The 14,119-nt window shown below is 43.9% G+C and carries 15 protein-coding genes; 9 read left to right on the forward strand and 6 right to left on the reverse strand.

Annotated elements, in window-relative coordinates; translation table 11 throughout:
• The 8 genes from mreC to FWE37_06095 all read left to right on the forward strand — a co-directional run.
• Positions 1-903, forward strand: a 903-nt coding sequence (mreC, locus tag FWE37_06060; GenBank protein MCL2520548.1) for a rod shape-determining protein MreC, incomplete at its 5' end; no start/stop codon positions are given.
• Positions 903-1,421 carry a rod shape-determining protein MreD gene (gene mreD, locus FWE37_06065; GenBank protein ID MCL2520549.1) on the forward strand — a complete coding sequence of 173 codons (519 nt, stop codon included), beginning with the start codon at positions 903-905 and terminating at the stop codon, positions 1,419-1,421. The genes mreC and mreD, both read left to right, overlap by 1 nt.
• Positions 1,418-3,475 carry a penicillin-binding protein 2 gene (gene mrdA, locus FWE37_06070; protein MCL2520550.1) on the forward strand — a complete coding sequence of 686 codons (2,058 nt, stop codon included), beginning with the start codon at positions 1,418-1,420 and terminating at the stop codon, positions 3,473-3,475. Before mreD ends, mrdA begins: the two co-directional genes overlap by 4 nt.
• A gap of 2 nt (positions 3,476-3,477) precedes the next feature.
• Positions 3,478-4,800, forward strand: a complete 1,323-nt coding sequence (gene rodA, locus FWE37_06075; protein ID MCL2520551.1) for a rod shape-determining protein RodA — start codon at positions 3,478-3,480, stop codon at positions 4,798-4,800.
• 134 nt (positions 4,801-4,934) lie between these two features.
• Positions 4,935-5,567: a (d)CMP kinase gene (gene cmk, locus FWE37_06080; protein ID MCL2520552.1), complete on the forward strand. Its 633-nt coding sequence runs from the start codon at positions 4,935-4,937 to the stop codon at positions 5,565-5,567.
• Positions 5,564-7,240, forward strand: coding sequence for a 30S ribosomal protein S1 (locus FWE37_06085; protein ID MCL2520553.1), 1,677 nt, complete (start codon positions 5,564-5,566; stop codon positions 7,238-7,240). Before cmk ends, FWE37_06085 begins: the two co-directional genes overlap by 4 nt.
• A gap of 30 nt (positions 7,241-7,270) precedes the next feature.
• On the forward strand, positions 7,271-7,858 hold the full coding sequence (locus tag FWE37_06090) for a hypothetical protein (GenBank protein MCL2520554.1): 588 nt from the start codon (positions 7,271-7,273) through the stop codon (positions 7,856-7,858).
• The gene (locus FWE37_06095) at positions 7,813-8,460 is read left to right on the forward strand and encodes a hypothetical protein (protein MCL2520555.1); all 648 of its coding nucleotides are present in this window, start codon (positions 7,813-7,815) and stop codon (positions 8,458-8,460) included. Before FWE37_06090 ends, FWE37_06095 begins: the two co-directional genes overlap by 46 nt.
• On the opposite strand, the gene FWE37_06100 is transcribed toward FWE37_06095, so the two are convergent.
• From FWE37_06100 to FWE37_06125, 6 genes are all read right to left on the reverse strand, one after another.
• Positions 8,457-8,999 (reverse strand): hypothetical protein, encoded by a 543-nt coding sequence (locus FWE37_06100; GenBank protein ID MCL2520556.1) that lies wholly within the window; start codon positions 8,997-8,999, stop codon positions 8,457-8,459. The genes FWE37_06095 and FWE37_06100 overlap by 4 nt on opposite strands.
• A 14-nt stretch (positions 9,000-9,013) precedes the next feature.
• Positions 9,014-9,328 carry a hypothetical protein gene (locus FWE37_06105; GenBank protein MCL2520557.1) on the reverse strand — a complete coding sequence of 105 codons (315 nt, stop codon included), beginning with the start codon at positions 9,326-9,328 and terminating at the stop codon, positions 9,014-9,016.
• A gap of 11 nt (positions 9,329-9,339) precedes the next feature.
• The gene (locus FWE37_06110; GenBank protein ID MCL2520558.1) at positions 9,340-11,316 is read right to left on the reverse strand and encodes a FapA family protein; all 1,977 of its coding nucleotides are present in this window, start codon (positions 11,314-11,316) and stop codon (positions 9,340-9,342) included.
• An 11-nt stretch (positions 11,317-11,327) separates the two neighbouring features.
• The gene (whiG, locus tag FWE37_06115) at positions 11,328-12,101 is read right to left on the reverse strand and encodes an RNA polymerase sigma factor WhiG (protein MCL2520559.1); all 774 of its coding nucleotides are present in this window, start codon (positions 12,099-12,101) and stop codon (positions 11,328-11,330) included.
• Between the two features lie 4 nt (positions 12,102-12,105).
• Complete coding sequence (locus tag FWE37_06120; protein ID MCL2520560.1) at positions 12,106-12,519, reverse strand: hypothetical protein; 414 nt, start codon at positions 12,517-12,519, stop codon at positions 12,106-12,108.
• A gap of 219 nt (positions 12,520-12,738) precedes the next feature.
• On the reverse strand, positions 12,739-13,137 hold the full coding sequence (locus FWE37_06125; protein MCL2520561.1) for a polymer-forming cytoskeletal protein: 399 nt from the start codon (positions 13,135-13,137) through the stop codon (positions 12,739-12,741).
• 118 nt (positions 13,138-13,255) lie between these two features.
• On the opposite strand from FWE37_06125, the gene FWE37_06130 reads away from it, so the two are divergent.
• On the forward strand, positions 13,256-13,897 hold the full coding sequence (locus FWE37_06130) for a TylF/MycF family methyltransferase (protein ID MCL2520562.1): 642 nt from the start codon (positions 13,256-13,258) through the stop codon (positions 13,895-13,897).
• Positions 13,898-14,119 lie beyond the last annotated feature (222 nt).

Below are 14,119 nucleotides of genomic sequence, written 5' to 3' on the forward strand. Positions count from 1 at the left end.
AAAAAAACGGAGTTTTTCTTGTTTAACTGGTTATTTAAAAGAGATAATTTACTGCTTATTGCCTTAGCTCTCATTTCATTTATAATGATAACCATCGATACAGGCAGCGGCGGCCAGCTTTTACAGCGCGGCCGCAACCTCGTAAGCGGGGTGCAGGGCGGTTTTGGCTTAGCCGTTAATTTTTTGCAAAGCCCGGTTACCCGTGTGCGCGATTTTATCGCCCTAGAACGCGAAAAACAAGAGCTGGAGGCCCGGCTGGAGCAATATAGGGGGATAGAGCGCGAGGTTATTTCCTTGCGTAACGAAAACATTCGGCAGCGCGGGCTTTTGGCCGCCCTGCCGCGTTTAGAGCATAACTACTTAGCCGCCGGTGTGGTGGCGCGCGATGTACAAAACTTTTTTGGCACTATTGTCATTAATAGAGGCAGCGTAAGTGGGATAGAACGTAATATGACGGTGGTAGCCTATAACCACGAAGAAGCTATTTTTGCTTTAGTGGGCCGCATCATCGAGGTAAATACCCAAACCAGCCGTATCTTACCTATCTTTGATAATAACAATTTTGTCGCCGTTAGGTTGGCCGATGGCCGTTATGAGGGGCTCTTTAATGGGCTGGGTAATGCCTTTGGTTATGCCGTAATGCGTTATTTACCGATGGACCTGCGCGACCAAATACGTGTAAACGATTTAGTGGTAACCAGCGGCAGCGATATTAACACGCGTATCGGTAACATTAACAGCCACTTCCCGCCCGAAATAGCCATTGGCCGCGTAAGCCAAATAGAAGAAAACCCCTACAGCGCCAGCCTCGAGCTATCGCTGCGCAGTATCGTCGATTTTGCCCGGCTGGAAACGGTTTTTGTAATTATGAGCAGCCGGCATTTAGCAGAGGAGGAAGATTAATGCGCCGTTTACTTACCGCCTTGCTTATTACCGCTTTTTTCAGTTTTTTACAGGCTTCCCTTTTTACCCGCTTAAGCTGGCTTACTTTTGGCCTTACCCCCGATTTAGCCCTCATCTTTTTGGCACTTTTTTCTATCAGTTTTGGCCGGACCAACGGTATGGTTACCGGCTTTATGAGCGGCTTAATTCAAGATTTTTTATCTTTTTCACCGCTGGGTTATTACGCTTTAATTAAAATGTTATTAGGCTCGCTCTTTGGGGCTTTAAAAGATAAAGTTATGATAGAAACCTTACCGATAGTTTTAATCATTATCAGCATAGCTACTTTTGCTAAATATTTATTTGCTTTGGTTATCAGCACCTTTATCGCGGTAGATTATCACCATTTATTACTAAGCCGCACTTTTTTACTGGAGCTAATTATTAACAATTTAGTGGCTATCCCAGCTTATTTTTTCTTTAAATTTATCATTAAAAAACTTGCCCATTTATGGCAATACGAAGGAGAACGAAGATGAACAACTTTTTAACTATGTTAAGCAAATATCGTCTCTTTACCGCCGGCGGTATGACCGGTCTTATCCTGATTATCTTTGTAGCTAGGTTATTTAACTTACAAATAGTAGAAGGCAGCCAGCACTTTAATAGGGCCCAAAATATTTCGCAGCGTACCATAGAAATACCGGCGCAGCGCGGCAGGATATTCGATTTAAACGGTGAGCTTTTAGCCAGTAACAACGATTTATTTACCATTAGTATCACTCCCAGCCAAATACCACGCGGCGAAGTACCTACCGTACTTAACCAGTTAATTTATAGCTTAAATTTAAATAGGCAAACTATCGAAAACCGGGTGCCGCCGGCCAGCTACCGCTCGCCGTTGCCGATTGCCTTAATTAACGATGTCGATTTAGCCACTGTGGCTTTTATTGCCGAAAATATCGAATTTTTTCCCGGCATTTCGTGGCAAAGCCGGCCGCGCCGTATCTATAACATTTACGGCGGCATTGGCTCGGGGGCTACGGTAAACCACACTATTGGTTATGTGGGGGCCATTAACAGCGAAGAAGTGCAAATGCTGTACAATTTGGGCTACCGCAGCGGCCATATTATTGGTAAAACCGGTATCGAAAACCGGCTCGATTTAGTTTTGCGCGGCCAAAACGGTACACGCTTTAGTGTGGTAGATGCACGCGGCCAAAACCAAACCAATTTACGCCGCCTAGATGACATAGCCCCGCAGCACGGCAACGATATACGGCTTACCATCGATATGCGTATGCAACGGTTGGTAGAAGAGGCTTTAGGCCACCGGCAAGGCTCTATTGTGGTGCTGAGGCCGGCAACGGGGGCCATTATTGCTATGGTAAGCAACCCCGTTTTTAATGCCAATCTGTTTGACAGAGGCGGGGCTACCAGCTTTAGTATGCAAGCCATCGACCCGCTCTTTCCTTTTATTAACCGCGCCATTAGCAGCGTTTATCCGGCCGCCAGCCCTTTTAAGCTGGTTATTCAAACGGCTATTCTCGAAGAACTGGTGGCTACCAACCGTTTTGACCCGGCCACGCGCATTTTTTGCAGCGGCTCTATTGTGGTGGGCGACCGTATTTTTAGGTGCTGGAACCGCACGGGGCACGGTTGGCTCGATTTAAGCGGAGCCATCGCATGGAGCTGCAACACCTACTTTTGGACGATGGTACAAAACCATTTAGGGCGCGATGCGTTTGGCCGCCACGACCCGGCTATCATCGAACAATATGCCCGTTTGCTTGGCTTAGGCAATTTAACCGAGATAGATTTACCCGGCGAACGCGACGGTCTTATCCCCAGCGCCGAATGGAAAGAAGATACTTGGCACAGCGCTTGGACCGGCGGCGATACCATTAATATGACCATTGGGCAAGGTTTTGTACTGGTTACCCCTTTGCAAATGGCCAATTTAACGGCCATGATTGCCAACAGCGGGGTATCGTACCGCCCGCATGTGCTGCAAGCCATTATTAACCGCCAAACCGGCGAAGAAATTGTTACCCAGCCTACCATTTTACACCAAGCCGACCATATGAGAGCCGGCACGTGGCAGCGTATACAAAACGATATGCGTAATGCTTCTATCCCCGGGCGCGGTACGGGCTGGATGCTGGGCAGCATACCTATTGCCGGGAAAACCGGTACCGGCGAAACCGGCATTGCCGGCAGTTACCACGATTGGTACGTAGGTTTTGCTCCGCACGGCCCCAACGTAGACCCTATGGAGCGTATTGTGGTAGTAGTGCATATAGAGGCCGGCGAAAATTATAACTGGTGGAGCACCCGGGCCGCCAATATTATCTTTCAGGGCTACTTTAATAATCAAGATTACTTTGAGGTACTGCGCACTTTACAGCCCGGCTGGCAAGTAGCTAACCACGAAGGAGTTTTTACCCATTGGCGTAACATTACCGGCGACCCTTGGCCGGTGTGGACACCGCCGCCGGCCCCTCCTACCTCGCCACCGGTTGCCGTTACGGTAGCTTACCAAGAAACGGCTTTAGCCGACGATGACAACGACTATGGACAGGACGGCAATTAAAAATGGCTAATCTTGTACAAAAAGCCACTTTAGCCCGCTTCGATTTTACCTTTTTTTTGGCTATTTTGGCTTTATTAACGATAAGTATTTTTGCCATTTACTCGGCCAATGTGGATAGCGAAGGCGTAAGCCAAAGCAACCAATGGCTAAGACAGATAGTGTGGCTTATTATCGGCTTAATTTTATTTGTCTCCTTTAGTTTTATCGATTATCACCACTTTTTAAATTTTGTCTTGCCTATCTTTTTAATTACGTTAGTTAGTTTATTGCTGGTACTTATTTTAGGCTACACGGTGGCCGGCGCTATGCGCTGGCTTAATTTAGGCATTGCCAGCATTCAGCCCAGCGAGCTAGGCAAAGCCAGTGTTATTATTTTATTGGCCGCTTTTTTTGGCAGCCGTTTAACTGGGGCCGCTAAATTTAAAGATTTAGTTTTAGGCCTTGCCGTTATTTTACCTTTTGTGGGGCTTATTATGTTACAGCCCGATTTTGGTACCGCTATGTCGTACCTTGCCGTTTATTTTGGTATTATTTTTGTGGCCGGCGCCAACATTAAATTAATCATTTTTGCCGTGCTTACCGCTATTTTAACGGCTATTTATTTATTAATTAAAGTGTGGAACGATTTTTTAGCCACCAATTCTTTTTGGCTGGCTACCATTCTTTCGCAGCGCGAAACGCTTATTCAATTAATTATTGCCTCCGCCATCGTTTTGGTTATCACTTTAATTGGTTTTATTACCAGTAAACGTTTTAGCTACTATGCTATCGGCTTTACAGCTTTGGCTAACATTTGCGCTTTAGTGGTATCGTTGGTGGCTTTACTCACACTTAGGCCTTACCAGCTGGCAAGGCTGGCTTCGTTTTTAAACCCCAACTTCGACCCACAAGGGGCCGGCTACCAAGCCCTGCAAAGCTTAACGGCCATCGGCAGCGGCGGTCTGCGCGGGCAAGGTTTTTTGCAAGGCACCCATACTCACTTGAGATACCTGCCCGAACAAAGCACCGATTTTATTTTTTCGGTTATCGGCGAAGAATTTGGCCTAGTTGGCAGCAGCATTATTATTGCGCTTTATATTTTTATTTTAATAAAACTACTCTATTACGCAGGCCATGCTATGGATAACTTTGGGGCTTATCTGTGCATTGGGGTTTTTTCGCTGTTACTTTTTCATGTTACCATCAATATTGGTATGGTTATTGGCTTAATCCCTATCACCGGTATCCCGCTTTTCTTACTAAGTTATGGCGGTTCATCGGCCCTTACCATTTTGGCTTTACTGGGCATAGCCAGCAACGTTTTTAGGCAGCGTTTAAAAAAATAACGGTTAATAGTCATCTTAATCATTTAAACTTTAAAGTTTTTTTAACAATTTAAGCTTAAACTGTAAAATTTACATTATTATAGCTTTACATAAATTAATTTTTTGTGTTAAACTGCGGTAATAGGATTTAACAAATGATTGTAGCCATAGACGGACCGGCCGGCAGCGGCAAAAGTGTTATTGCCCAGCTAATAGCCCAAAAGTTAGGGTTTACTTTACTTAACTCGGGTTATTTTTATCGGGCCTTAACTTACTTTGCTTTATTGCAGCATATCGATAAAGATAACGAGGCCGAGTTAGTAACTTTAGCCAACAGCTTAAACTTTAATTTAGAGGGCGGCTTTAAAGTAAACAACAGCGATATAACCTCTAAACTACATAGCGACGAAGTAAGTAACTTAGTAGCGGTAATTTCGGCTCACCCGGCGGTGCGTGAGTGTTTAAACCAAAAAATGCGTCATCTTTCCGGTAACAACTTAGTTTGTGAGGGGCGTGATATAACCACCGTGCTTTTTCCGCAGGCCGAAGTAAAAATTTACCTTGATGCCGGCGTAAAAATTAGGGCAAAACGCCGTTTTGAGCAAAAAACTAGTGCGATGACGCTTGACGAAATTGAAAAAACTATCCATTATAGAGACGAGATTGATAAGAATAAAAAAGTAGGGGCACTAAAACAAGCTGATGATGCCCTTTACATAGATACTTCAAATTTAACTATCGAAGAAGTTTGCAGTATAATTATAAAGGCAGTAGGAGCGGAGAGATGACGGAAAAGGAAGCAATGGATAACAAAACACAATTTGCACGCGAGATTGACAGTACAATAACCCGCCTTGAAGAAGGCAGTTTAATTGTAGGCGAAGTTGTGCAAATTAATAACGACTACGTTTACCTTGATGTTGGCTTAAAATCGGAGGCTCTTGTTCCTCGTAATGATTTTTTTGAAGCAGTAAACATTGGGGATAAAGCAACCGTTGTACTTAAAAGCAAAGAAGGCAAAAACGGTCCGGTGGTTTCTAAACATGTAGCCGACCAAAAGGTGTTGCTTAAACAGCTGCACGAAGCTAACAGCCAAAAGAAACCCCTTAAAGGTAAAATTACCAAACAAATTAAGGGCGGCTTTAATGTAGATATTGGCGGCGGTATTATCGCCTTTTTACCGGTATCTAAGGTAGATATTACCAGTAACGCCGAAGATTTGGAAAGCTATTTAGGGCTGGAGAGCTATTTTTACATAGACCGTTTTAGCGAAAGCCGCGGTAAAATTAACTTGGTAGTTACCCGGCGCGATTATTTATTAGAAGAAAGTGATAAAAGCCGGGCCAAGTTTTTTGCCAGCGTTAATATTGGTGATGAAATTGAAGGTGTGGTTAAAAGTTTTACCAGCTTTGGGGCTTTTGTCGATTTAGGCGGTTTTGACGGCCTTTTGCACCTTAATGATATGAGCTGGGGCCACGCTACCCGTCCTAAAGATTACGTTAAAAAAGACGAAAAAGTTAAGCTAAAAGTTGTTAGGCTCGACCCGGAAAATAAACGTATTAATTTAAGCTTAAAACACTTTCAAGACGATCCGTGGTCTAATTTTCACGAACGTTACAACATTAACGATATTATTAAAGGTAAAGTTACCAAACTGGCCGATTTTGGCGCTTTTGTAGAAATTGAGGAAGGCATTGAAGGGTTAGTGCATATCTCGGAGCTATCGTGGATAAAACGCGTTAAACACCCTAAAGAAATTTTAACGATTGGTGATATGGTATCGGTAGCCATTTTAGGTTACGATACCGAAGCCGAGCGGATTAGTTTAGGTTTAAAACAAGCTACCGAAAATCCTTGGCTTAATATCGATAAAAAATATCCTGTAGGTACAAAGATTAACCGCGTCATTAAAAAAGTTACCAACGCTGGGGCTTTTATCGAGTTGGAGGAAGGTATCGATGCCTTTTTACACGGCGATGATATTACGTGGACCAAACGGGCTAAAAGTAATTTACAAAGCCTAAAGGCCGGCGAAACTATCGATGCCGTCGTTATTGATGTGGTACCGGCCGAACGCCGTATAAGATTGGGAATTAAGCAATTAAGCGAAGACCCATGGCGAGCTTTAGAGGCCGCTTACCATCGCGGCGAAAAGCAAGACGGCGAAATTAGCGGTAAAACCGAGTTTGGTTTGTTTATGCGTTTAGCCAGTGGTATCGAAGGGTTAATTCATAGGAACAATTTAACCGATGACAAAACGGCCGATATTAATGCCATTATGGCCAACTTTAATGTTGGTGATAAAGTTTCGGCTACTATCGTTGAGGTAACGCCCGATAAAAAACGGCTTTCACTTTCTATACGCGATTTAAGAGAACGTGAAGAGAGGCAAGAATTAAAAAAATATATTAATAACGAAGATGACGAAAAAGGCTCGACTTTAGGTGATTTTTTTAGCTAACTAAAAACAAGGTAACAACTGAGGATAATCATGAAAAAACTTAAAGTTTCTCTTTTTATGTCTATAATTATAGCCGTAGCTGCCCTGCTAATTATTATTGGGGTAGCCGGCTTTATTCACGACAGGCAACGTTATGAAGTAGCCCTTAAACTTGATGAAATACAAATTTTGTACGAAAGCCGCAGCGATAACAATCTTTTGTGGCAGCTGTTAAACGAATTAACCGGTGCGCGCGGCTATGCCGGGCAAAGGGCTTTATTTTATGCCGCTATGCTTAGCTTTGATAACGGCGATTACAATGCTGCCATTAGCTACTTTGAGCAGCTGCGTAACCGCCACAGGCGTAGTTATTTAGCCGCGACAGCTACCTTAAACCAAGCCTACCTTAGCGAGCAATTAGGCCAAACGGCCGAAGCTTTGGCTTTGTTTGAGTTGGCCACCGCCAACCGCACTCTTTTTTCGGCTTGGCCGGAGGCCGCTCTTAACGCCGCCCGCCTTAACGAAGCCGTCAATATGATGGCGGCTATCTCTTATTATCGTATGCTTGTTAGCGAGCTTGAAGAAGGTAATAGTTGGAAAACTTTAGCCGAAAATCGCTTAATTGTGCTAGAACCATAATAACATTATGGCTGTTAGCAAGTTGCGGCTTACCCACTAACTTTACCGTTTTACCGCCGGATATTATAACCACCGGCGTAAACGGAAACTTTTCTTTCCGCCTTGAAGAAGGACACGGTTTTGTTATTTACTACCGTGCCTTACCCAGCGGCCAAACCTTTATTAATGAAGATTTTAGCACGGCTATGCAAACCGGCTTGGCCGTCTTTACCGCCCGGCAATATCTGCCGGCGGCATCTCACGCTAATAGCGCTAACTTACAGGGCACGCCGTTTATTTGGCTGCCGGCTAACAGCGGCTCTTTTAGCTACCCTATAACGGTGGAAACCAGCTTTGACGGCGCACAGCTGGCTATTACTATTCGTGATAACTTCGGCACGGTTATCTTTAACGATGCCGTTATTCGCGGTAATGCCGGCCTTGCCAACCGTAACTTTGCGCAAACAATGGCCACCGCCCCCGATATGGCCAATATCACCGGCGGCACGATAACGCTTGCTTTTGCCGTAATGAATTTTAGGCTAAACTACACCACCTTAACACTTTATCCATCTATAGCTATGCATTTGGGTTATTTATCGCCCGTCAACCTTTACAATTAGCTTTTAAAACGCATATTGATAATAAGATTAACACTCGCCAGCGGCATATTTAAGATGGTGGCAATTTCGCCAATATCTTTGCCTTCGCGGTATAAAGCAATGGCCTCTTTCTCAGGGTCATTTTCTTGCTCGGAATGATTAAAATTATTTTTAGTTGGGGTATTTACTTTATCGGGTACTTCGGCAACTAAATTACTATCTTCAACTTGTACCACAGCGCTGATGGCCGGCCGGGCCAATTTGCGCAGCTCGCTGTAAACTTCACGGCTGCGTTCAAAATTTTGGGCCTCTTTCTCCAACAGGCTAATCTTACGTGTAGCCAAATCGATGACTTTACGCAGTTCGTGAATTTTAGCCTCAATTAAAGTTACCTGCCCGTCAACCGTTTCGTGCAAAACATTCACTAAGCCATCAAGTTTGTTTTGCTGCTCTAAAAATATACTATTATTATCTAACTTTTTTTTAATTTTATTACTTAGTATAATATAAATAATTATATTGCTAATAACCAATAATATTAGCATTAAAATAGTTGCCATTAAAGTGCCTTTAATTAAGTAAAAATATCGATGTTAGAGCCCAAGCCATGGTCGCGGTAGTACTGTTTAGCCTCTTCTTCTGTTTCTTTAGCGCGTCTTTTACGCTCGTTAGCGGCAAAGATAGCCGCCTCTTCGGTAAGAGCCGTTACCGCTTCTTCTTCGCCGGTTTCATCTACACTGCTGGCCTTTTGTACGGCTTGCGAACGCACTTGCTCGGCATCTCTATCTTTTTTACGGTTAATAAGCCCGGCTCGTTTTAACTCTTCGCGGCCAACATCATCTTGCCTAGCGATTGAAGCCTGTAGCTCAAGGGGTGTTAATGACGACATTTTAAACCTCCTTACTTACCTCTGGTTATATCATCTGCTATCTCTTCGTAGTTTTTGGTATGAATAGTGCCGCCGCTTTCGTAAAAGGTTACCCCTTTAGAGTATTCGCTGGTAACCTCGTAAAGAGCGTCATTAATATTGATTTTAACACCGGCTTGCACCCGCTGCGAGGCCGATATTTTACCAGCAAATTCGCGCTCGTTAATTTGCGTCATTTTTTCTTTAATTTTTTCCGACAGCCGCGCTATCTGCTGCTCTTTTTGTTCTTTTTCAATAGCCATTTCTTCGATACGCTGCTTTTTATCGGGCGGTAATTTTTTGCCTTTTACTGCTTGCAGCCAGTTATTTAAACTGCGGTCTATCTCGGAAAAAGCGCGTTCCAGCTCGGCCCGTTCTTCCACCAATTTATTTAAATCGTCTTTAAGGCGCGGGTCAAACCCGGTTTCCAGCTGAGTAACCGTACCCGATACCGAACCCAGCGAGGCGGCATTTATCTCTTCGCTGGCTCTAATATGGCCGCCAACGATAGCGGCGCGTTTACCTTTACACAATACCTTGCGCATAGCAATAACGTTAGAGTGCAAAATACCATCACTAACAATGACAAACTCGCCGACCTCTAAGTTACAGTTTTGTAAAAAGCGGCCCCAAAAACTTTTGCCGCACACAATCCCGCCGCTATCGGTGCTTTGGTCGCTCTCTTGTTTATGGCCGTTCACCCCGCCGTCAACATAAATATTACCGCCGGCACGCAGCTTACTGCGGCCAACAGTGCCGCTAATATGAATATCGCCGTTGGCAATAACCTCGTAACCATCACCAACATCACCTTTAATAACCAAAGTTCCCAAAAAGTTGATGTGGCTCTTTAAATCGCCGTTAATAATGTTAATGGTTTCTACACTAACGACACCTTTAACAAACAAAGCCTGCCCGCTGGCGGTGGCCAATACCTCTGTCCGGTCATCGCTCAGCACAACATTGTCGCCCAATTCCACCGGTACATCAACACCATCTTTGGCCGGCAGCAAAGCCCCTTTAACGGTATGGCCGGGTTTACCGGATTCGGGCGGCAATACCCGCGCCACCACCTCGCCTTTGTGCACACTTTGGATACGGCTGTTGTCTTTAAGGTCTACTTTATCGTTCTTTACTTGCTTTTTCTTTTCTTCTACCGCTTTGGTAAAATCGGTTTCAAATAAAAATTCTACCTTAGTATTATCACCGTCGCGGGCATCTTCACCTTCGGCAATAACGATTTGGGCGCGGTAACGCGGATGCTTTTCAATTTCTTCCAGCACATCTTCTTTAACACCGAAAAAAATACCGGCCAGCTTTAAAACCTCGCGAATATCGTCAAGGTCGGGCGAAGCCCCGCCTTCTTTAGGCGAGCTAATGGTTAAATAACCTTTCATATCATCACTGCTGACGGTAACATTGTATTCCGAGTTTGCACTGTAATTATATTCGTATTCGGCTATCTCTACCCATTCATCTTGCCCGGCCGCCACTATCGCTTCTAATTTAGCTTCATCTAAGTTAGGCAGCGAGCGGGTACTGCCCGCTTGCCGTAAAATATCTTCTACCGCTACAGCATTACCTTCACCTACCGGTGAGCTAACTTTAACGTAAACTTTGCCGTCTTTACCTAGTTTAATACCAAAATCGCCGTCTTTGCTCTGAACAACTTCTCTTTCTCCTTCTTCAGAGAATAAACCTTCACTATTGCTAAGCCTAGTAACACTATAATTAACCGATGGATAAACTAACAGCCGCCATTCTTTCTTAAAAAAGATACCAAACAAACCGGCATACCCGCGCGTTTGCACCTCGTACTCTAAACGGACGGTGGGTAAATCCAGCTCGGTCGAGGCTTCTCTTAAAGCCTGCTGAATGGTTTTACCCCATACCTCTACCGCTTTACGTTTGCGGTCTTGTTCTAAATCACTCTTTAAAACTTCGCGAAAGTCATCAAGGCTATATACCATGAGCCGCCTCCTTAAAAAACACCTTTACGGGCATTAAGCAACTTAGTACGCAGCAAAGCGATAGCTTTTGTATGCAGCTGCGAAACCCTCGATTCGGTTACCTCAAGCACCTTGCCGATTTCGCGCAAGGTTAAATTTTCGTAGTAATAAAGGATAAGCACTTTCTTTTCTTTTTCGGGCAACTCTTTAACTACATCAATCACGATGCGCCTTACCTCACTATTTTCGGTAATCACATCGGGCTGCAAGCTGGCCGGCGCTTCGATAGATTCCAGCATCGATACCTTATCGTTATCATCGCTGGTGTACCACACATCATCAAGCGACAAAATAGCCGAACTAGATATTTTTAGCACCAAACTGTGGTACTCTTTTAAGCTTATATCCATCGCTTCGGCTATCTCTTTAGCGGCGGCTTTACGGCCCAAGTTGGCCTCTAGGTTTTGCACCACCGTTGCTAAATCGCGCCCGCGCTGCCGTACTAAGCGCGAAACATGGTCTATACTGCGCAGCTCATCAAAGATGGCTCCTTTAATGCGCGTAACGGCGTAAGTTTTAAAGCGCGTATTACGTTCGGGGTCGTAACGTTCTATGGCGTCCATTAAACCAAAAACCCCATAACAAACTAAATCGTCAAATTCCACATTGGAGGGCATATTTGCCGACATACGACCGGCTACATATTTTACCAAAGGGTGATACTGCGTAATTATCTTATCGCGTATAGCAGGGTTATGAGTTTTTTTATATTCGAGCCAAAGTTTGTGCTCTTCTTCTTCTTCCATCATCTTACTCGTCCTTACTCATAGCTGTACGCATCATTTTAGCTAAATCTTCCGCACTAGCTTGCTCAAAAACACTAGCCTTATCGGGCTTAGACGGCAAAACAGTAACGGCTGCCGCCGGCGCTTCGGCCATTTTTAATTGTTCGTAGCCGCTATCGTGGGGGCTGTCTTCTTCGTCGGCCAAAACAATGTTTAGCCTATTACCGGTATCGGCCGGCGGCGGCGCTGCGGCTGGAGCGGCAACCTCCGCTTCTTCTTTGGGTTTAGCTGCCGCAAAAAGCTCCGGTAAAAATTTTACCATTATCTCTAGGGCGGCGCTAAACAGCATAGCCATTACCACCCCGCTAATTAAAGAGCGAATTAATATAATTACCAGAGTTGTTCCGGCGATAGCGCCAAAAACTATGGCTAACACCATTCCTACGCCAAAAGCTATAAGCGCTCCTTTTATTCTGATAACCTGCCCCCTTAATTACTATAAAACCGCTTTTCCTTTATTATACTAAATTATTAAAAAAAACAAAAGCTCTTTTTGGCATTTATTTAGCGTCAAGTTTATAGCCATACAACCATAGCTTATACTATACCCGACAAAAACAGTTAAATAAACCTACCATAAGCCACTAACCGGCAAATTTTAAATTTTTTCCATGAGCAATTTTTTTAGTTGGGCCGGACCGGTAGAAAAGACATCAACTAAATCGACATCCTTTAGCATATTAATATGGCCGCTAAAAATAGCCCCTTGCTCGATAGAGATACCTTTAACGGTTACATTACCTTGCAGCACGGCTTTTTCGCTTAACTCCAGCTTACCTTTAAGCTCTACATCACCATGCAGCTGGCCGAATAACTCTAGATTATCGGCTTTTACTTTAGCCCGCACCGTAGCGGTTTCTTCTATTAAAATATTACCTTCAGCCTCAATCTCGCCATCGTAACGGCCCTTAATAATTAAAGAATTACTAAAAACCATACGGCCCTTAAAAGCGGTGGTTGTACCAAGCACACTAATTTTTTGCTCTTTTTCGCGCATAAAGTTATTTTACTCCCTAAAATGCTATCTAGTCAAGAGGTTTTAGCTAATTAATCGCCGCTTTCAAATAGTCCGCAAGCAGCTTGACAACTTATCTTTCTTCAGTTACTCTCAAGTTATGCACCAACTACCAGACTATATAAACACTTTAAAGATGGGCTACCTAGATGAGCCGCAGCCCAGCTACATTTATGGCAGCGCCGATTATGTGCGTATAGCCACCTTACATTTATTAGCTAAAGAGATACTCAGTAAACAATTAAGCGGTAACACCGCCGAGCTGGGCGTTTACAGAGGCGGTTTTGCCCGCTTTATTAACCAAGCTTTTCCCGCTAAAAAATTATATTTATTTGACACTTTTACCGGTTTTGATGGCCGTGATTTATTTACTGAGGATAAGCAGCATTTTTCGGACACTCGGCAAGATTTTAGCGATACCAATATAGAGTATGTACTAAGCCGGATGCAAAAGCCCGAAAATTGCCTCATTAAACAAGGTTACTTCCCCGAAAGCGCCGCCGGCTTAGATGACAGCTTTTGTTTTGTGAGCTTAGATGCCGACCTTTACGAACCAATCTACGCCGGCCTTAATTACTTTTACCCGCGCTTAGTAAGCGGCGGCTACATAATGGTGCACGACTATAACCATAAATTATATGGCGGCGTAAAGGCAGCGCTGCAAAAATTTTGCAGCGAACACAAGCTGCCCTACTTCCCTATAGCCGATAACAGCGGCAGTGTGATAATTGGCAAAGCTTAATTAAGAAACAATAATTATTTGACGGCACAGAATTTTTACTTTTTATAGTGTATACTCTTAGAGGAAATGTTGTTAGGATTATCTCTACCCGAAAAGCAAATAAAAAAGAACAGGAGCGATATTATGGCCATAGTTAAATTTACTATCAAAGAAATAGAGGAAATGAATGATAATACTGATACCACCCGTTTACGCAATATGAAAGATAAAGATATTATTTAT

Source organism: Spirochaetaceae bacterium (genome assembly GCA_009784515.1).
In the GTDB taxonomy this organism is placed as follows: Bacteria; Spirochaetota; Spirochaetia; order WRBN01; family WRBN01; genus WRBN01.